Here is a 19,967-nt window from a genome sequence, read left to right on the forward strand (position 1 = left end):
GATCCCCGCGCCCGAAAAGCGCAGGGGAGCGGCGTGACCCAAGCACCTTACGACGACCTGGCCGCCCGCCGCGCGGCCCTCACCCTGCTGGAAGCCGCCCTCGACCGCCGGGGCGGCATCGACGAGGCGGCCGCCGCCGGCCCCTTGAAGGCGCTCGACGCCCGCGACCGCGCCTTCGCCAGGGCCCTGACGCTCAGCACCCTGCGCCGGCTCGGCCACATCGACCGGCTGCTGGCGCCCAAGCTGAACCGCGAGCCGCCGCCGCGCATCCGCAACCTGCTGCGCCTGGGCGTCGCCCAGCTGTTCTGGTTCGACACCCCCGACCATGCGGCCGTCTCGACCAGCGTCGACATCGCCGCCGCCGACAAGGCCGGCCGGGCCTTCAAGGGCCTGGTCAACGCCGTGCTGCGGGGCCTGCTGCGCGACGGGGCCCCGGCCGACGATGCCGAGGCCCTGTGCCCGCCCTGGCTGTTCGCCCGCTGGACCAACGCCTGGGGGCCCGAGGCCGCCCGCGCCATCGCCGCCGAGATCGCGAATGAGCCGGCCACCGATCTTACAGTGCGGGCCAACGACGACATCGAACTCTTGACCGCCCAGCTGGAGGCGGCCGCCCTGCCCGGCGGCACCGTCCGCGTCGCCCAGCGCGGCGATGTCGCCCAGTGGCCGGGCTTCGCCGAGGGCCGCTGGTGGGTGCAGGACGCCGCCGCCGCCATCCCCGCCCGCCTGCTGCACGCCAACGCCGAACAAACGGCGCTCGACCTCTGCGCCGCGCCGGGCGGCAAGACCCTGCAGCTGGCCGCCAGCGGCGCCAGCACCGTCGCCGTCGACCGCTCCGAGGAGCGGCTGAAGCGGGTGACCGAGAACCTGGCCCGCATGAGCCTGGCCGCCGAGGTGGTCGCCGCCGACGCCGCCCGCTGGGACGATACGCGCACCTTCGACGCCGTCCTGCTCGACGCCCCCTGCTCGGCCACCGGCACCTTCCGCCGCCACCCGGACGTGCTGTGGGCCGCCAGCCCCGGCGACATCGCCAAGCTGGCCGCCGTGCAGTCGCGCCTGCTGGACAGCGCCGCCGCCCGCACCGCCCCGGGCGGGCGCCTGGTCTACTGCGTCTGCTCGCTGGAGCCGGAAGAGGGCGAGGCCCAGGTCCGCGCCTTCCTGGCCCGCCACAAGGACTTCGCCACCGAACCCTGCGCGGAAGGCGAAGGCGGCGCCCCGGCCGCCTCCCTGACCAAGGAAGGCTGGCTGCGCCTGCTGCCCCATCAGCGCGAGGGCGGCCAGGACGGCTTCTTCGCCGCGCGGCTCAGGCGCAACTAAGGCTGTCATCCTCCGGCCGCGCGCAGCGCGGATCGGGGGACCCAAGGCGGCTCTGGGAAGACTCCAGGCATTCTTCACGCGGACAGATGGGTCCCCCGGTCCGCTGCGCGGCCGGAGGATGACAGCTCTTGTGATTGGAGCCGCGACCGCTGGCCCCTCGCGTGAGTCTCCGCTAAGCCATGGGGCCATGATTATCGCCCCTTCCATTCTGGCGTCGGACTTCTCCAAGCTCGGCGAGGAATGCCGCGCCATCGAGGCGGCCGGCGCCGACTGGGTGCACGTCGACGTCATGGACGGCCACTTCGTGCCCAACATCACCATCGGCCCGGACGTGGTGAAGGCCCTGCGGCCGCACGTCAGCATCCCCTTCGACGTCCACCTGATGATCAGTCCGGTCGACAGCTACCTGGAAGCCTTCCGCGAGGCCGGGGCCGACCTGATCAGCGTCCATCCCGAAGCCGGGCCGCACCTCAACCGCACCCTCAAGCAGATCCGCAAGCTGGGGGCCAAGGCCGGGGTGGTGTTCAACCCCTCCACCAGCCCCGACGTCATCGAATACATGATGGACGACATCGACCTGTTGCTGGTGATGACCGTCAACCCGGGCTTCGGCGGCCAGAGCTTCATCGCCTCGCAACTGAAGAAGATCGAGCGGCTGCGCAGGATGATCGACGCCTCGGGCCGCGATATCATCCTGGAGGTCGACGGCGGGGTCACCGCCGTCACCGCCCCGCAATGTATCGCCGCCGGGGCCACGGCCCTGGTCGCCGGCTCGGCCGTGTTCAAGGGCGGGCCGGACGCCTACGCCGCCAACATCGCCGCCCTCAGGGGCTGACAGGGGGCTTAAGGGGTGAAGCCGCCGCGCCGCGACATCGCCGGACCGGTCCTGACCACGGTCAGGGGCTGGGCCGGCGCGGCCCGTCGGCAGGGCGAGCAGGAGTGGTTCGGCAACCCGCTGCACCAGCTGATGCTCAGCCGCCCGGCGGTGGAGGGCTTCGCCGCCAACCCGCGCGACCGCCGGCCGGTGAACAGCGCCGAGGGCCGGCGCCTGGCTCAGGGCATCTTCGACCTGGCCGGCACGCGGATGAGCGTCGGGGCCAACGGCGACCCGTTCGACAAGCCCAGCCCCGACCGCGCCTTCGCCGTCGCCCTGCATCGCATGGGCTGGCTGCATGACCTGGTCGCCCAGGACGACACCGGGGCCCGCACCGCCCTGCGGCTGGTCACCGACTGGCGGCGCATCTTCGGCCGCTGGAACGGTTTTTCCTGGGGCCATGACTGCCTGGAGCGGCGGGTGTTCAACCTGGCCTGCGCCGCCCGCCGGCTGGCCTCCGTCGCCTCCGACGCCGAGCGGGCCGTGCTGGCCGGCGACCTGGCCCGTCAGGCCCGCCACCTGGCCGACATCTCCATCCATCCCGAACGGGCCCTGCAGCGGGCGGTCGTGGTTGGGGTGGCCGGCTGCGCCCTGGCCGGCGAGGCGGGCGAGCAGCTGATCGACAGGTCGATGGCGGCCCTGACCTCCGGCCTGCCGGCCGCCGTCGCCCCCGACGGCATGCACGCCTCCCGCTCGCCGCAGGCGGGCCTGGAACTGCTGTTCGACCTCCTGACCCTCGACGAGGCCCTGCACCAGCGCGGCCAGGCCGGGCCGGACGAGATGAGCCGGGCCATCGACCGGCTGAGCGCCGCCGCCCGCTTCTTCACCCTGCCCGACGGGCGGCTGGCCAGCTTCCAGGGCGGCGAGGCCGTGGCGTCGCAGCGTATCGCCGCCGCCCTGGCCCATGAGGAGGACGCCGGCCCGCCGCCGTTGAAGGCGCCGCATGGCGGCTACTACCGGCTCGACGGGGCTGGCCTGACCCTGATGCTCGACGGGGCCGCGCCGGCCCAGGGGCCGTGGAGCGCCACCGCCTGCGCCCAGACCCTGGGGATGGAGATCCTGGCCGGCGCCGACCGGCTGGTGACCGGCTGCGCCTGGAGCCCCGACGCCGCCGCGCCTCAGGCCCTGCGCCTGACCGACGGGGCCAGCACCGCCTCCCTCTCCGACGCCTCGGCCGGCGAGCCGCTGCGCGGCCTGACCGCCTGGGGCATCGGCCCCCGCCTCGAGGGCGCGGCCAGGCAGGTCGAGGTCCGCCGCCACGATACCGACGCCGGGGTCTGGCTGGAGTGCAGCCACGACGGCTGGGCCGCCGACTTCGGCCTGATCCACGACCGCCGCCTCTACCTCGACCTGGCGGCCGGCGAGCTGCGCGGCGAGGACGCCTTCCGCCCGGTGTTCGAGGGTCCGCCGACCGACGGCCCGCGCCGCTACCTGCCCTTCACCGTCCGCTTCCACCTGCACCCCGACGCCCGCGCCAGCCTGGCCCGCGACGGCAAGAGCGTGCTGCTCAAAGGCCCCACCGACCAGGGCTGGTGGCTGCGCAACGACGCCATCGAGGTCTCGGTCGAACCCAGCGCCCACTTCGAGAACGGCCGGCCGAGACGGTCCAGCCAGGTGGTGCTGAAGGGACAGGTGCGGGTCGATATCGGCGGGCGGATCCGGTGGAAGATGAGCCGGGCGGAGGGTTAGCCACGGCGTTCCTTCTCCCGCTTGTCGGGAGAAGGTGGCGGCCGCAGGCCGACGGATGAGGGCAGCGCCGGCCCGTCTGGCGACGCGCGTTCTGGCGCGTATCGCGCTATCGCCACCCTTCTCCTTCCGCTCTGCCCTCATCCGACCCGCTTCGCGGGCCACCTTCTCCCGACAAGCGGGAGAAGGATCGGAGGTGGCGACTCCCCGCCACTTCCTGTAAGAGCCAGCTCGTCTCAGCGACTGGCGCACGAGGTGGGTCACCACCGGGGAGCTGACGACGCCATCTGCCGCGCGCCTGGGCGAGACCTCCAACCACAGCCGGAGTCCGCCATGCCCGCCGCCCCCGATTTCCCGCCCTCGCCCGATACCGTCGTCGCCAAACGGGCGCTGATCTCCGTGTCCGACAAGACCGGGCTGATCGAGACCGCTAAGGCGCTGCACGACCTCGGTGTCGAGCTGGTCTCGACCGGCGGCACCAAGAGCGCCATCGCGGCGGCCGGGCTGCCGGTCAAGGATGTGGCCGACCTGACCGGCTTTCCGGAGATGATGGACGGGCGGGTCAAGACCCTGCACCCGATCGTCCATGGCGGCCTGCTGGGCGTGCGCGCCGCGCCGGCCCATGCGGCGGCGATGGAGGCGCACGGCATCGGCGGCATCGATATCCTCTATGTGAACCTCTATCCGTTCGAAGCCACGGTGGCGGCCGGCGGCGACTTCGAGACCTGCGTTGAGAACATCGACATCGGCGGGCCGGCGATGATCCGCTCGGCGGCCAAGAACCACGGCTACGTCGCCGTCTGCACCGCCCCGGAAGACATGGCCCGGGTGGTCGAGGCGCTGAAGGCCGGCGGCACGACGCTGGCCCTTCGGAAAGACCTGGCGGCCCGCGCCTTCGCCCGCACCGCCACCTATGACGCCGCCATCAGCGGCTGGTTCGCCAAACAACTGGGCGAGGCCGCCCCCGCCCGCCGGGCCATCGGCGGCGAGCTGCGCCAGACCCTGCGCTATGGCGAGAACCCGCACCAGTCGGCGGCCTTCTACGTCACCGGCGAGCAGCGGCCCGGCGTCGCATGCGCCCGCCAGCTGCAGGGCAAGGAACTCAGCTACAACAACATCGCCGACACCGACGCCGCCTTCGAGCTGGCCGCCGAGTTCGACGAGCCGGCCTGCATCATCGTCAAGCACGCCAACCCCTGTGGCGTCGGCCTCGGCGCCGACCTTGGCCAAGCCTACGCCCGGGCCCTGGCCTGCGATCCGGTGTCGGCCTTCGGCGGCATCGTGGCGGTCAACCGCCGGCTCGACCGGGCCACGGCGGAGCAGGTCTGCGAGACCTTCACCGAGGTGGTCATCGCCCCCGAGGCCGATGACGACGCCGTCGCCGTGTTCGAGGCCAAGAAGAACCTGCGCCTCTTGGTCACCGGCGGCATGCCGGACGCCTTTTCCACCGGCGAGGTGTTCCGCTCCGTCTCCGGCGGCTTCCTGGTGCAGTCGCGCGACACCGCCCGGCTGACGGCGGCGGACCTCAAGGTGGTCACCAAACGCGCGCCCACCGATGAGGAGGTCCGCGACATGCTGTTCGCCTTCACCGTCGCCAAGCATGTGAAGTCCAACGCCATCGTCTTCGCCCGTGGCGGCCAGACGCTCGGAGTCGGGGCCGGCCAGATGAACCGCAAGGACAGCGCCCGCATCGCCGCCATCCGCGCCGCCGACTTCGGCCTCGACCTGACCGGCAGCGCCTGCGCCTCGGAAGCCTTCTTCCCCTTCGCCGACGGCCTGATCCAGGCGGCGGAAGCCGGGGCGACGGCGGTCATCCAGCCGGGCGGCTCGATGCGCGACGCCGAGGTCATCGCGGCGGCCGACGCGGCGGGGATCGCCATGGTCTTCACGGGCATCAGGGTATTTCGGCACTGACTCCTCCCTCCCCTTTATGGGGAGGGACAGCGAGGCGGAGCCTCGCAGGGTGGGGAACTCAGGTTCCAGCCCGGACGAGAGTGATCTTGGGGAGTCAGGACGGCGGGCTTTGGGCGCGCTGCATCCGACTTCCCCACCCTGACGGCTTCGCCGTCTGTCCCTCCCCATAAAGGGGAGGGATATCTAGAGCCGTTTCGAGAACAGGGCGTTGAGTTCGCCCTGGGGGATCTGGCCCTCCGCGTAGGTCATGGCCGCCTCGGCGCGCAGCTCGCGGGCGGCGCGGCGGACGAGGCCGAGGGCGGCGCGGGCGATGGAGCCGCCGACGCTGATCCGTTGCACGCCGAGGTCCAGCAAGGTGCGCACCCCGCCCTCCATGGCGGTGAGACCGGCGACCAGGTTGAGCGGACCGGGCAGTTCGGCGACCAGGGTGCGGATCGAGGCCAGGTCGCCGACGCCAGGCACGAAGACGCAATCCGCCCCGGCTTCGAGGAAGCGCGCTCCCCGGCGGACGGCCTCGGCCAGCGGATTGTCCATCGAGGTCTGGAAGGGATCGGTGCGGGCGTTGAGCACGAAATCGGGACCGGCGGCGGCGCGGGCGGCGGCGATCCGCTCGACCGCCAGCGCCTCGTCGAGCAGACCGCCGCCCTGGCGGACATCCTCGATGTTGCCGCCGGCCGCCCCGGCGGCGATGGCCAAGCGGATGGTCTCGGCCACGGCCTCGGGCGCATCGCCCCAGCCGGCCTCAAGGTCGGCGTTGACCGGCACCGGCGAGACCCGGACGATCTCGGCGACCCGCGCCAGCATGGCCTCACGCGACACCGCCAGAGCCGGATTCTCGACGGCGTAGTCGGGCCGGCCCAGCGAGAAGGCGATGCCGGCGCTGGTGGTGGCAAGGGCCGGGAAACCCTCCGAGGCCAGCAGGACGGCGCTGCCCGCATCCCAGGCGTTGGGCAGAATGAAACCGCGCGGGGCCTTGTGCAGGGCTCGGAAGCTTTGAGCGGCCTGGGCTTGCGGGGTCATGGCGGTCCCTCGATCTGAGTCGCCACGAGCATGGCTGGAACAGATCGGGAACACAAGCGCGGCAAGGATGTGAGTGAATGATCACTTGCATTTTGAACGCCGGCGGATATCCTGCGGCCCATGAACGCGAGGCGCCGCATGGACACGCTCGAAGCCCGCTGGGCCAGGCTGGAACCGCATGCGGTGGTCCATGGCCCGGCCGACGCTGACAGGCGGCCGGTCGTCATGCTGTTCCATGGCTGCGGCGGCGTGCAGGCGCACCTGGACGCCTACGCGGCGCGGGCGACGGCGGCCGGCTGGCGCTCGGTGATCGTCGACAGCTTCGCCCCGCGCGGCTGGAGCCGGGCCTTTGGCCTGAGCTTCGTCTGCACCGGCACCCAGTTCTGGGGCTTCGAACGGGCCGGCGACGTGCTGGCGACGATCTACGGCATGGGCCAGCGCCAGGACGTCGACCCGACCCGGGTGGTGCTGGCCGGCTGGAGCCACGGCGGCTGGGCGATCATGGACCTGATGACCATGGCCCTGGCCAGCGAGACCGAGGCCCGCATCGGCGGCGCGGGCCCCGGCCTGCTGGACGGCGTCCAGGGCGCCTTTCTCAGCTACCCCTATGTCAACTTCGGCACGCGGGGGGCCAAGCGCGACTGGCTCTACAAGCCCAAGGTCCTGGGCGTCATCGCCCGCCACGACCACCTGGGGCCGCCCAAGCTGCACGAGGCCGCCTACGCCCGGGCCCGGGCCAGCGGCTGCGCGGTCGAGACGGTGATGGTCGAAGGCACGCATGCCTTCGACCAGCCGCAAGAGATGCTGCTCAACCTCTCGCCGATGAAGCGGGACGAGGCGCTATTCCGCGAGAACCTCGGCCGGTTCGGGGGCTTTCTCGGCGGCATCGGCTGACCCTGACAGGGTTTGGGCCGGGAACAGCCGCAGCACCCAGTTTTTCGTCCCCTCGTCGATGGTGCAGTGCTGGGTGTTGCCGCCCGTCGCGTACCACTCGTCGAAGGGCGTCTGGCCGGGCCGCACATCTTCCGGCTTGAAGCCGTAGGCGTCACCGGGCCGTTTCAGGCCCAGGGCGCTGTAGGCCGGGATGAAGCAGCTGTTGGGATGGTCCAGCTGGATCGAGGGGCCGGCGCAGGGCGGGTTCAGGGCGTCCCGCGTCTGGGCGAAGTGCGGCGCCCGGCCGCCGGCGCAGCCGTCGCGGGTGTAGAAACCCTCCGGCGCCGTGATGCTGTAGATGGTCGTATAGCCGAGGTCGCTGATGTAGCAGTTGGCGAAGGCCAGCGGCTGGGGCAGCGGCCGGTTGGCCGTGGTGTAGAGGATGGCGTGGTAGTGCGGCCCCAGGCCCCAGCCCCGCCTGACGGTCAGGGCGTGGGACTCCGGCGGGGCCAGCTGGGCCCCGTTGCGGGCGCCGTTGCAGACGGCGTACGTCTTCATTCCCGTCGGGAAGCCGCCCTTCGCCAGGCCCTCCAGCTCGGCGTAGAAGTCGGTGTAGGTCTTCTTGACGATCGGTTCGGAGGCCGCGCCCCAGTACTGGTGCATCAGCATCTGCCTGGCGCAGTCATAGTTCAGCAGGGTGTTGACGTCGCTCGCCCGGGCCCGGAAGTAGCGGGCCGTGAACTGCACCGCCATCGGCAGGTTGGCCCCGACGTGGGGCGAGTCGAAGGTCATCAGCAGGCTGACCCAGCTGATGTCGACCCGGTTGTGTTCGGCCCAGGCCAGGGCGTAGCGGGCGATCAGGCCGCCCATGCTGCCCCCCAGGGCCGCGACCGGGCCGCCGCATTGGGCGCGGGCCCATTGCAGGTAGCGAAGGTAGGTGGCGGCGTTGGTCTGGATCGCCGCGCCCTTCTTGCCGAAGATCAGGATGACGACGTCGTAGCCGCGCTCGCGCAGGCTGTCGGCCAGGTTGGCGTTGGGGTTCCAGCCCTCCGGCGTCCAGCCGTTGAAGTAGTCGTAGATCATCCGCACCGGATTGCCGCCCGGGAAACCCTCGGCCAGCAGGATCGGCCGCCGCACCTTGCCGCTGGAGTTGCCGCGGCCGAAGTAGACCTGGGCGAAACTGCCGTCGTCGAGGGTGTCGTCGGCAAGGCGGGCGACGACACCGCCGTCATCGGCGGCCCCCTCGTCGGCCGCGACCGAGATCCTGAAGGCCGCCGTCCGTTCGCCCTGCGTGGTCGTGGCGCGCAGCACCACCCGGCGGTCGCCCTCGGCGTCGTAGTCGACGGTCTGCTCGGCGCCCCAGGCCATGGGGCGGAAGCCCTCGCCGTCGTCGAAGTCGATCTCGACGTCGGTCGGCGGGGCGCCGTCGGAGATCAGCAGCTCGGCGGCCAGCCGGAAGCGGACCCGCAGGCCGCGATGCCGGTCGGGCAGCCGTTCGAAACCCCACCAGGCCGGCGCCACGACGGCGCAGGCGGCGAAGGCGGTCTGGGTCTCGAACTGGGCCAGGGCCGGACTGGCCTCGATGGCGGCGTCGTCGCGTTCAGTCCGCAGCAGGGCGTGGGACAGCGGCCGGCTGGGCCGTTGGTAGCGCAGGTGGATCAGGCTGATCGGCGTAACCCCGGGATCGCCGCCCCAGGCCAGATCGAGCACCTCCCGCACCGAACCGAAGCCGCCGGCCCGGCCGCCGTCGACCAGTTCGGCCAGCAGCGACTCCCACTGGCGCTGGTCGACAGCGTCGGTGAAGCGAATGCCGTCACGCAGGGCGCCGAGACCAAAGGCCGGGCCGAGGACGACCGGACCGCCGCCGGCCGCCCTGGCGGCGGTGAGAAGCGCCTCGCGAGCCCGCCGGAAGGTCGGCTTGGGGTCGGTGGTTTCGGTTTGGATGGTGGTCATGTCGCGCTCCCTCAAGGCCAGGATGGCCGGGCGCGGACGGACCGTCTCGGGGCGGAGCTCAACTCTTTCGGGAAACGGTCATCAATCCGCCGGGGATTGTTTTTCCCCGGCGACCGACGTTGGCAATATCGAAACCGGAAAGCGGAGGCTCCGTTTTTCGCGGAGCCTCCGCCCTACTTCGCGGCGTCCTCGGCCAGTTCGCGCAGCGCCGCGTTGGCGATCGTCAGCTTGGCGAAGGTCCAGCCGCCGCCGGCGTGTTCGATCTCCTCGACCGTGCGGCGGACGGCGCGACCGGGGCCCTGGTGCATGGCGGCCCAGGACTTGACGGTCTGGGCGGCCTGGTCGCCGGTTTCGCCGGCCTGGGGGTTGGCGGCGAAGGCCATGACGGCGCGGGTCACGGCCGTCTGTTCGGTCAGCATGTCCTCGATCAGCCGGCGCACGGCCATCCGCTCATAGTGGTCGCCGCCGCGCTTCTCACCGGCCGCGGCGCGCAGCTTGTCGAAGAAGAAGGCGGCGCCGACCTGGTGATAGACGCGGGCGGCGGCCAGGGCCGGCCAGTTCTGGGCGGCGGCCAGGTCGATCAGGTCGGCGGCGGTGGTCAGGGGCTGCAGGGCGGCCACCGCCGTGGCCAGGGCCTCCGGCGCGCCATCGGCGGCGAAGGCCTTGGCGCGGCGGGCGACCGCCTTCTGCTCGAAGGAGGAGAGGATGGCCGGGGTCAGGGCCGCCAGCTCGGCCATGGCCGGGCGGTAGCGGTCGACCAGGGCCTGGACGCTGTCGCCGGCCTTGGCCCGGCGAGCCATCCAGAAGGTCTGGCTGCGCAGGACGTGGCTCAGCGCCCGGAACAGCGACAGCTGGCCCTGGGCCGAGGCCTTGCCGTCGAGGGCCTCGACGTCCTCCCACAGGGCGTCGAAGCCGATGATCCGGCGGCCGGCCTCGAAGCCGATCATCAGGGCGGCGTCGTCGGCGGCGGCGGCGGTCTTCAGCCGGCTGGCGAAGGTCGGGCCACAGCGGTTGACGATCTCGTTGCTCATCACCGTGGCGATGATCTCGCGGCGCAGCCGGTGGCGGTCCATCTCGTCGGCGTATTGCTGCACCCCTTCTGGGAAATAGCCCTGCAGGATGGCGCGGAAGGACGGGTCGTCCGGCCCCTGAGTGGCGATCATGTCGCTGAACAGGTCGAGCTTGCCATAGGCCAGCAGCACGGCCAGTTCCGGCCGGGTCAGGCCCTGGCCGGCCTTGGCCAGGTCCTGCAGCGCCAGCGGGTCGGGCAGGCCCTCGACCCGGCGGTCCAGTTTGCCGTCGGTTTCCAGCTCGGCGATGAAGCGGGCGTGGTTGTCGATCTCGGCCGGGGCGTCCTGCTGCAGCAGGGAGAGGGCCAGGGTCTGGTCGTAATTGTGCGCGAGGACGTGATGGGCCACGTCGTCGGTCATCGAGGCCAGCAGGGTGTCGCGGTCCGGGCGGGTCAGCTTGCCGGCGCGTTCGACCATGCCGGTGAGGATCTTGATGTTGACCTCATGGTCGGAGCTGTCGACCCCGGCGCTGTTGTCGATGGCGTCGGTGTTGATGCGGCCGCCATTGCGCGCGAACTCGATCCGGCCGGCTTGCGTCAGGCCCAGGTTGGCGCCCTCGCCGACCACCTTGACCCGCAGGTCGGGGGCATCGACGCGGATGCCGTCGCTGGCCTTGTCGCCGGCGTCGGCGTGGCTCTCGCGGCGGGCCTTCACATAGGTGCCGATGCCGCCGAGGTAGAGCAGTTCCGCGCGAGCCTTGAGGATGGCGGTCATCAGCTCGTTGGGGGTGACGTGGTCGCTCTTCAACTCGAAGGCGGCCTTGACCTCCGGCGTGATCGGGATGGTCTTCAGGGAACGGGCGAAGACGCCGCCGCCCTTGCTGATCTTGGCCTTGTCGTAGTCCTCCCAGCTGGAGCGCGGCAGCTTGAACATGCGGTCGCGCTCGTCCCAGCTGACGGCCGGGTCCGGATCGGGATCGAGGAAGATGTGGCGGTGGTCGAAGGCGGCCAGCAGGCGAATCTGCTTCGACAGCAGCATGCCGTTGCCGAACACGTCGCCCGACATGTCGCCGACGCCGACGACGGTGAAGGGCTCCTTCTGGATGTCCTTGCCGGCCTCGCGGAAGTGGCGCTTGACCGCTTCCCAGGCGCCGCGGGCGGTGATGCCCATGACCTTGTGGTCGTAGCCGGCCGAGCCGCCCGAAGCGAAGGCGTCGCCGAGCCAGAAGCCGTAGGAGACGGCGATGCCGTTGGCGATGTCGCTGAAGGTGGCGGTGCCCTTGTCGGCGGCGACGACGAGGTAGGGATCGTCGCCCTCATGGGCGATGACGCCGGCCGGGCGGACGACCTCGTTGCCCGAGTCGATGTTGTCGGTGATGTCCAGCAGGCCCGACAGGAAGACGGTGTAGGCGGCGATGCCGCCGGCCCGGATCTGGTCAGGCGTGCCGCCGCGCGGCAGCTGTTTGGGGAAGAAGCCGCCCTTGGAGCCGACCGGCACGATGACGGCGTTCTTGACCTGTTGCGCCTTCACAAGGCCGAGCACCTCGGTGCGGAAGTCGTCGCGGCGGTCGGACCAGCGCAGGCCGCCGCGGGCGACCGGGCCGAAGCGCAGGTGCACGCCCTCGACCATCGGGCTCCAGACGAAGATCTCGCGATAGGGCTTGGGGGCCGGCAGGTCGTCGAGCTCGCGGCTGGCGACCTTGAAGCTGATGTAGGGCTTGGGCTGGCCGTGCTCGTCCTGCAGGTAGAAGTTGGTGCGCTTCAGGGCCATGACCAGCAGGGCCAGGCGGCGCAGCACGCGGTCGGCGTCGAGGCTCTCGACGGCCTGCAGGGCGGCGACGATCTCGGCCATGACCTTGTCGGCCTGGACCTGGCGGGCCGGGACGTCGGCCTTGACGGCCGGGTCGAACTTGACCCGGAACATGTCGAGGATCAGCCGGGCGATGCCGGGGTTGTCACTCAGCGCCTGTTCCTGCACCGACTGGCTGGGGTCGAGCCCCGACTGCAGGCGGTATTTGGCGAAGGCCCGCATCAAGGCGGCGTCGCGCCAGGAGATGCCCAGCTCCAGCACCAGGCGATTGAAGCCGTCGCTCTCGGTCTGGCCGACCCAGACGGCGGTGAACAGCGCCTCGAAGGCGTCCTTGACCTCGGCGAAGATCAGGTGCTCGCCGGCCCGGTCCTCGAGCAGGAACTCGTGGACCCAGACCGGTTCGGGGCCGCTGGGCCCTTGCGGAGTCAGTTCGAAGGCGTCCTCGATAAGGGCCCGCAGGCCCATATGCTCGAGGATCGGGGTGACGTCGGCCAGCGGCAGATGACCGCCCCGATGGTAGAGCTTGAAGCGGAAGCGCAGGGCGCTGTCGCCGACCATGCGGAAAGCGCGGACGCGGAATTCATCCACCCCCATGGCGTCGATTTCCCGCAGGTCGGCCAGGGCTTCGTCGGCGGCGTAGAAGTCGCGGTAGCCGCCGCTGAAGGCGCCCGCCCAGCGAGCCAGGGCCGGGGCGGTCGGCAGGCCGGAGGCGCGGACGGCGGTCTCGAAGCGGTCGCCCCAGGTGCGGGCGGTCTCGGCGATCTCGGCTTCCAGCTCGGCCAGGTCGGGGTCGGCGTGGCCGCCGGGGGTGACGCCGATGATATAGTGGACGCGGGCCAGGGGGGCGTCGGAGAAGCTGGGGTAGTAGGCCGAGACGCGGCCGTTGTAGGCGGCGGCGATCAGCTTGCCGGCCCGCTCGCGCACGCCCGAGTCATAGCGGTCGCGCGGCACGTAGAGCAGGACGGAGATGAAGCGGTCGAAGGGGTCCTTGCGGACGAACAGCTTCAGGCGCGGCCGGTCGATCAGGTGCAGGATGCCCATGGCCTGTTCGAGCAGCTCGCCCTCGGGCAGCTGGAACAGCTCATCGCGCGGGTAGGTCTCGATGATGTGGCGCAGGCGCTTGTCGTTGTGGCTGCCCGGCACGACGCTGGCGTGGTCGAGGGCCAGGCGGATCTTGCGGCGGATCAGCGGCACTTCGTTGGCCGGCGTCTCGTAGGCGTCGGCGGTGAACAGGCCGACGAAGCGGACCTCGCCGGAGGGCAGGCCGTCGGCGCCGTAGCGCTTGAGCCCGACGTAATCCATGTAGGCGCGGCGGTGGACGTTGGAGCGCAGGTTGGACTTGGCGACGGTCAGGGCCGGGCCGGTCTCCAGGTGGCGGCGCACCTGCTGCGAGAGGATGGCCGGCTCGGAGGCGCGGCGCAGGACGGCGCGGGACTGGTCGCGCAGGACGCCGAGGCTGCCTTCGGGCTGGTACAGCGGCTCTTCGGCCGCGTAACCGCCGTCGGCGGTGCGCGGGTATTCGTAGGTGCGGGCCCCGAGGAAGACGAAGCGTTCGTTCTCCAGCCACTTGAGGAAGGCCAGCTGTTCGGCATGCTCGTCGGCGTCGGCCGCGCCGAGGGTGGTGTTTTCCAGCTCCTCGATGGAGCGGCGGATGACCGCCTTCATGGCCTGGAAGTCTTCGACGGCGACGCGGACGTCGGCCAGGGTGGCGGTGACGTTCTCGATCAGGGCCGGGGCCCGGTCCTCGCCGACGGGGTCGAGCTGCACCTGGATCAGCGAGCGGGCCCCCTCCCCTCTTTTTGGGCCGGCGATCCTGGCGATGGGGTGGAACATGGCCCGCACGGGCAGGCCGGCCTCGGCCACCACGCCCATGATGCTGTCGACCAGGAAGGGCCGGTCGTCCTGGACGATTTCGAGGAGGTCGCGGCCCAGGTCGCTGCCGTCCGGATCGGTCCAGCGGCGCAGGCGCACGGCCGGATCCTGGCCGGCGGAGGCCTCGGCGAAGCGCCAGAAGTCGGCGAACATGGCGCCCAGGCCGTCTTCCGAAACGGGGGGCAGTTCCTCGGCCTGCAGGTCGCCGGCGACCTGGTCCAGGAAGCGGGCCTCGGGTTCGAGCAGGGCCTTGGTCTTCAGGTGACGGGCGAAGGCCTGCGCCAGCGGAGAGTCGTCGACTTTGGCAGCCAGGTCGGTTTTCGCGCCGCTCATCCCGTTTTCCTCGAGAATTTTGTCGTTTGAGGGTGATTTAGCGGTCGCTTTAGCCTGTTCGGCGGCAGTTTGCGCTCAAAATCGACCCTGAGTGCGTTGAATTGTCGAACGGGAGTTTAGACCGTTCCTCCCCCGTCGCGCCTGCGGCGCGCCGAGGGAGGATTAGATACGAAGGCGCCGCCGGAGGGGGGTCCGGCGGCGCGTGCCTCGCGGGGGTGGCGAGGCTTATCGAGGGCCCTTCGGGGGGAGGGAGGGCGCCTCTATGGTCCGGGGTTACAGGGGGGAGGGAAGCCCCGGACAGGATCACAGATAGGCGCTCGCTGAACACGTTCAAGAGGCGGAAGGTTTTTGCCTGGGTGAAACTTTCTTCACCTTCGGCTCGGTCTCCCTGGGCGTCCCCGGGGCGTTTTCCAGCGGGCTGTGGCGACCGTGGGCGCCGGCCGGATTGCCGTTGGCCGATAGCAGCACGGCGATCCAGTGCGAGCCCTTGAACTGGGCCAGGATGATCATCGCCATGACCGTCAGCGGCGTGGAGAGGAACATGCCGGGCATGCCCCAGATCAGGCCCCAGAAGGCCAGGGACAGCAGCACCACCACCGGATCGATGTTCAGGCTGTCGCCCTGCATCTTCGGCTGGATGACGTTGCCGACGATGAACTGAACGCTCTGCAGGACCACGGCGATGATGATGGCCGGGACGACGGTCGGAAACTGCATCAGGGCGAACAGCGGCGGCAGGGCGACGCCGATCACCCCGCCGATGATCGGGATGTAGGAGGCCAGGAAGATCAGGAAGGCCCAGAAGAGGGCGTTGTCCAGGCCGACCGCCCACATGCAGAGGAAGGAGCCGAGGGCGATCATCAGGCCGGTGACGGTCTGCACCCACAGATACTGCTCCACGCCGTTGCGGATGCGCTGGAAGATGACCACCGCCTCCTCGCGCTCGGCGTTGTGCGGGAACATGGCGACGATCTTGCGCCGGAAGCCGCGCCGCGAGGCGATCAGGAAGGCCAGGTAGATCAGCACGAAGAAGGTGTCGGACAGGATGCTCTGCGTCTGTTTGGCGATGTCGTCGGCATACTGGCCGGGGTTGGCGCGGCGGATCAGCTCGCCGAGGCTGGGCACGTTCTGGATGCCGAGCGTGTGGGCGGTGCTGGCCAGCAGGCCTTCGAGCCGGGGGCCGTAGCCGGTCAGCTGGTCGGCGAACCCCATGCCTTGCACGGCGATCAGCCAGACGACTCCGATCAGGATCAGGATGGTCAGGCCGATGGCGGTCGGCAGGGCGGCGGCCTTGGGGAATTTCGGCAGGCGCTGCTCCAGCACCCGCGAGAAGCCGTCGATGGTCACCGCCAGGAAGACGGCCAGGGCCAGCTGGGTCAGCACGCCCCGCAGCAGCCAGAGGGCGGCGCCCGAGGCGATGACCGCCATGATGACGACCGCGTTGCGGGAGACGCCGTCGAAGAGGGGCTTGGCGGGGGGCATGGGGCGTCCTGTGTTGCTGCGCCAGAGTCGGGGCGGGGGGAGATTTCGTCAATGCGCAAGGCGATGGCGCGAGGTGCGTTCGCTCTCCGCCCTCCGGGCGGAGGACGGTTCGGAGCGTGAGCGACGGACCAGGAGGCGGGCCCAACGGCGGTTGGGGATTGGCGCGTTCCCTTGGACGCCGGCGGCGGCTTCGGCGCACGACCGCCGGTGGAAGTCCCGCCCCGGTTGGGCTCGCTTGCAGCGCTCGCCCAAGCCACCCCGCCCCAAGGGCGGGGAGCGGAACTTCGGTGACGTCGCCGCCTCGCCACGCTAAGCCTTGGCCGACCCGTAATAAGGAGCCCCGCATGGTCGACGTTCCCGAAGGCGCGCTGTTTGTCGGCATGGCTCCAGAGACGGAGGGCGGGCCGCAGGTGATGCGGCTGGACCGCGCCAACCGCCACGGGCTGGTGGCCGGGGCGACGGGGACGGGCAAGACGGTGACCTTGCAGATCCTCGCCCAGGGCTTTTCCGACGCCGGGGTGCCGGTGTTCGCCGCCGACGTGAAGGGCGACCTCAGCGGCATCTGCGTGGCCGGAACCCCGAACGAGAAGATGCTGGCCCGCGCCGCCGGCATGAAGCTGGAGCTGCGCCCCGACTGCCCGCCGACGGTGTTCTGGGACCTCTACGGCGAGAAGGGCCACCCGGTCCGCACCACCATCTCGGAGATGGGGCCGCTGCTGCTGTCGCGGCTGATGGAGCTCAACGAGGTGCAGGAAGGCGTGCTCAACATCGTCTTCAAGATGGCCGACGACGAGGGCCTGCTGCTGCTCGATCTGAAGGACCTGCAGGCGGCGCTGAAATATGTCGCCGACAACGAGAAGGAGATCGACGTCAAGTACGGCAACGTCTCGGCGGCGACGGTCGGGACCATCCAGCGCGGCCTGCTGCAGCTGGAAACGCAAGGGGCCGAGAACCTGTTCGGGGAGCCGGCCCTGAACCTCAGCGACCTGATGCGGGTCGACGGCTCGGGCCGGGGCATCGTCTCCATCCTGGCGGCCGACAGGCTGATCCAGAGCCCGCGGCTCTATGCGACCTTCCTCCTGTGGCTGCTGTCGGAACTGTTCGAGGAGCTGCCCGAGATCGGCGATCCGGAGAAGCCGCGGCTGGTCTTTTTCTTCGATGAGGCTCACCTCCTGTTCCGCGACGCGCCGCGCGCCCTGATGGAGAAGGTCGAGCAGGTCGTTCGGCTGATCCGCTCCAAGGGCGTCGGCATCTATTTCGTCACCCAGAACCCGGCCGACATCCCCGAGACGGTGCTGGCCCAGCTGGGCAACCGCGTGCAGCACGCCCTGCGGGCCTACACCCCGGCCGAGCAGAAGGGCCTGCGGGCCGCCGCCGCCAGTTTCCGCCCCAACCCCGCCTTCGACACCGCCGAGGCCATCCAGGGCCTGGGGGTCGGCGAGGCCCTGGTCAGCGTGCTCGACGAGAAGGGCGCCCCGACGGTGACCGCCCGCACGATGATCCGGCCGCCGGCCTCGCGCCTGGGACCGGCCAGCCCCGAAGAGCGGGCGGCGGTGCAGGGGCGCAGCCCGGTGAAGGGCCTCTACGATACGCCGCAGGACCGGGAGTCGGCCTTCGAGCGGATCAACCAGAAGACCGCCGACGGCCAGCGCAAGGCAGAGCTGGACGCGGCCGAGGCGCAGATCACCAAGCAGCGCGAGGCCCAGGAGAAGGAATGGGCCAGGGAACAGACGCGGCGCGAGCGGGAGGCCAGCCGGCCGGCGCCCAGAGGCCGCGCCTCCAGCCGCATGGGCATGGGCGAGACGGTGCTGAAGTCGGTGGTCCGCACGGTAGTGCCGCAGCTGACCCGGGCGCTGCTGCGGGGGGTCTTGGGTGGTCTCAAGCGGTAGGGTGTCGAAGCGGCCATTGTAGCACGGCGCGGGAAAGAAATAAGTCTTCTAAATCAACACCCTATGACCTCCCTGGGGTCCGCCGGAGTGGCCGGATCAGCCGCCGGACAGGCCGGATCTCGCCTACGGGGGACCACCCTCAGTCCGGATGCCAGTCGGCGGCCGCGGGACGGACGTAGGGCGGGAAAAGCTTCGTCATCGGCTCGTAGTGGGCGCGGGCCGCGTTGTGCCGGGCCTTGAGGGCGGCGGTGACGTCCGGGTGCAGCGAGGCGACGCTGTAGTTCTCGCCGGGGTCGCGGCGGATGTCGAACAGCAGGGGGTAGTTGAAGCGGCCGACGTTCAATTCGTAGGCCCGGAAGTAGCAGCGGGTGACGTATTTCCAATCCTGGGTACGGACCGCGGCGACCTTGGCGTTGTCGAACAGGATGATGGCCTCGTGCGGCGAGGCGGCGTCGTCGTCGATGACGGCTGAAAGGTCCTTGCCGTCGAGTTCAAGGTCCGGCGGCAGGGCGGCGCCGGTCATGGCCGCGAAGGTCGGCAGGAAGTCGAGGTTGCTGGCGATGGCGTTGCGCACCTGGCCGGCCGGAACGGTCCCTGGCTGGCGCAGGATGCAGGGGACGCGATAACCGCCGTCCCAGCCGGCCCCGCCCTTGCGGTCGCGGAACGGGCCCGAGGAGCCCTCGAACCAGGGGCCGTTGTCGGAGGTGAAGACGACCAGGGTGTCCTCGTCGAGCCCCAGGGCCTTCAGCCGGTCCAGCAGGCCGCCAACGTTGCGGTCAATCTCCTCGACGACATCCCCGTAAGCCCCTGCCGGCGAATCCCAGGCCGCGTCGTCGTTGCGGACCAGCGGCACATGCGGCGCGGTCAAGGCCAGCAAGACGAAGAAGGGCCGGTCGCGGTCCTCCTCGGCGAAGGCCAAGGCGTCGTGGAAGAAGGTCTGGGTCAGTTTGGGGAAGTCGGCCGGCCGTTCGGTCAGGGGACCGTCGCCGACCTTTTCGTAGTGGGCCAGCGGCTGCATGTCGTGGCTGTAGGGCAGGCCCTTGAAGGTATCGAAGCCGTGCACGGTCGGCGGCCAGTGATCGCCGTTGTGCCCCAGGTGCCATTTGCCGATCAGGGCGGTGGCGTGGGTCGGTTGCAGCAGCTTGGGAATGGTCAGCTCGCTGGTGGGCAGGCCACGTGTCTCGGAGGCCTGGATCACCTGGTCGGCGAGGCCCAGGCGGATGGCGTAGCGGCCGGTGAGCAGGCCGGCGCGTGACGGGGTGCAGAGATTGGCCGAGGCGTAGAAGTCGGAGAGCCGCGTCCCCTCCGCCGCCATGCGGTCGAGGTTGGGGGTGCGGATGATGCTCCCGCCGTCGCAGCCCAGATCGCCATAGCCGAGGTCGTCGGCCAGGATGACGATGATGTTGCGCGGTCTGGTCATGGCGGCCCCTGGGTTTGAACCGCGACAGTAGCCAAGCTTTCGCCGGGCGGGAAAGCCGTGCTACAGCCCGCCCCGATGTTGACGGCCGCCTTTCGCCTGCTGGGACGGATCGGACTGCTCGGCGCCCTGTTGATGGCGCTGGCGGCCACGGCCGTCTCGACGCCGGCCGCGGCCTTCGAGACGGGCGCGACCATCGTGGCCTCGGCGACCGCCGACCTGCCGGCCCCCTGCGACTTCGACGACTGCACTGACTGCGGCCCCGCCTGCGGCCATGGCTGCTGTCACGGCTCGCTGGTCGCGGTGGCGGCGACGCAGGCCTCCCTCCCGGCCCCCGTGGTCTTCACGACCGCCCCAGGCTGGACCCAGCGCACCCTGGCGCCGCTCGCCGCGCCCGCCGGGCCGGACCGACCGCCCAGGTCGTAGACCGCCGCCGACCGGCCTCCCGGTCCGCGCGCCCCCTCCCCTGACACGACCGGCCGTGCGGCGCCCCAGGGCGACGCGCGCCCGACCCCGACCAT

At 70.9% G+C, this 19,967-nt stretch carries 12 protein-coding genes and 1 riboswitch; of the genes, 7 read left to right on the plus strand and 5 right to left on the minus strand.

Features of this window, described 5'->3' with window-relative positions:
- Positions 1–33: 33 nt before the first annotated feature.
- The 4 genes from AC1RSK_RS11695 to purH all read left to right on the plus strand — a co-directional run bounded on the left by AC1RSK_RS11695 (position 34) and on the right by purH (position 5,788).
- Positions 34–1,314, plus strand: a complete 1,281-nt coding sequence (locus tag AC1RSK_RS11695) for an RsmB/NOP family class I SAM-dependent RNA methyltransferase (protein ID WP_492907714.1) — start codon at positions 34–36, stop codon at positions 1,312–1,314.
- A gap of 187 nt (positions 1,315–1,501) precedes the next feature.
- Positions 1,502–2,149 carry a ribulose-phosphate 3-epimerase gene (gene rpe, locus AC1RSK_RS11700; protein WP_492907715.1) on the plus strand — a complete coding sequence of 216 codons (648 nt, stop codon included), beginning with the start codon at positions 1,502–1,504 and terminating at the stop codon, positions 2,147–2,149.
- Between the two features lie 15 nt (positions 2,150–2,164).
- Entirely contained in the window at positions 2,165–3,877 is a 1,713-nt protein-coding gene (locus AC1RSK_RS11705; RefSeq protein WP_492907716.1) for a heparinase II/III family protein, read from the plus strand.
- Positions 3,878–4,103: 226 nt separating this feature from the next.
- Positions 4,104–4,185, plus strand: a riboswitch (ZMP/ZTP riboswitch).
- Between the two features lie 22 nt (positions 4,186–4,207).
- The gene (purH, locus tag AC1RSK_RS11710) at positions 4,208–5,788 is read left to right on the plus strand and encodes a bifunctional phosphoribosylaminoimidazolecarboxamide formyltransferase/IMP cyclohydrolase (protein WP_492907717.1); all 1,581 of its coding nucleotides are present in this window, start codon (positions 4,208–4,210) and stop codon (positions 5,786–5,788) included.
- A 183-nt stretch (positions 5,789–5,971) separates the two neighbouring features.
- Here purH and AC1RSK_RS11715 read toward each other — a convergent pair whose 3' ends face one another.
- Entirely contained in the window at positions 5,972–6,808 is an 837-nt protein-coding gene (locus AC1RSK_RS11715) for an isocitrate lyase/PEP mutase family protein (protein ID WP_492907718.1), read from the minus strand.
- 138 nt (positions 6,809–6,946) lie between these two features.
- On the opposite strand from AC1RSK_RS11715, the gene AC1RSK_RS11720 reads away from it, so the two are divergent.
- On the plus strand, positions 6,947–7,702 hold the full coding sequence (locus AC1RSK_RS11720) for a dienelactone hydrolase family protein (RefSeq protein ID WP_492907719.1): 756 nt from the start codon (positions 6,947–6,949) through the stop codon (positions 7,700–7,702).
- Here AC1RSK_RS11720 and AC1RSK_RS11725 read toward each other — a convergent pair.
- The 3 genes from AC1RSK_RS11725 to AC1RSK_RS11735 form a co-directional block, all read right to left on the minus strand.
- Positions 7,649–9,634, minus strand: a complete 1,986-nt coding sequence (locus tag AC1RSK_RS11725) for an esterase/lipase family protein (RefSeq protein ID WP_492907720.1) — start codon at positions 9,632–9,634, stop codon at positions 7,649–7,651. The genes AC1RSK_RS11720 and AC1RSK_RS11725 overlap by 54 nt on opposite strands.
- A 173-nt stretch (positions 9,635–9,807) precedes the next feature.
- Positions 9,808–14,658 (minus strand): NAD-glutamate dehydrogenase, encoded by a 4,851-nt coding sequence (locus AC1RSK_RS11730; RefSeq protein WP_492907721.1) that lies wholly within the window; start codon positions 14,656–14,658, stop codon positions 9,808–9,810.
- A gap of 330 nt (positions 14,659–14,988) precedes the next feature.
- Positions 14,989–16,140: an AI-2E family transporter gene (locus AC1RSK_RS11735; protein ID WP_492907722.1), complete on the minus strand. Its 1,152-nt coding sequence runs from the start codon at positions 16,138–16,140 to the stop codon at positions 14,989–14,991.
- A gap of 344 nt (positions 16,141–16,484) precedes the next feature.
- Here AC1RSK_RS11735 and AC1RSK_RS11740 point away from each other — a divergent pair, with 344 nt between their 5' ends.
- Positions 16,485–18,029: a helicase HerA-like domain-containing protein gene (locus AC1RSK_RS11740; RefSeq protein ID WP_492907723.1), complete on the plus strand. Its 1,545-nt coding sequence runs from the start codon at positions 16,485–16,487 to the stop codon at positions 18,027–18,029.
- A 139-nt stretch (positions 18,030–18,168) separates the two neighbouring features.
- Here AC1RSK_RS11740 and AC1RSK_RS11745 read toward each other — a convergent pair whose 3' ends face one another.
- Positions 18,169–19,449, minus strand: coding sequence for a sulfatase family protein (locus AC1RSK_RS11745; protein WP_492907724.1), 1,281 nt, complete (start codon positions 19,447–19,449; stop codon positions 18,169–18,171).
- 57 nt (positions 19,450–19,506) lie between these two features.
- Here AC1RSK_RS11745 and AC1RSK_RS11750 point away from each other — a divergent pair, with 57 nt between their 5' ends.
- Positions 19,507–19,872, plus strand: coding sequence for a hypothetical protein (locus AC1RSK_RS11750; RefSeq protein WP_492907725.1), 366 nt, complete (start codon positions 19,507–19,509; stop codon positions 19,870–19,872).
- Positions 19,873–19,967 lie beyond the last annotated feature (95 nt).

This window comes from Caulobacter sp. GW821-FHT11A05 (genome assembly GCF_058809015.1).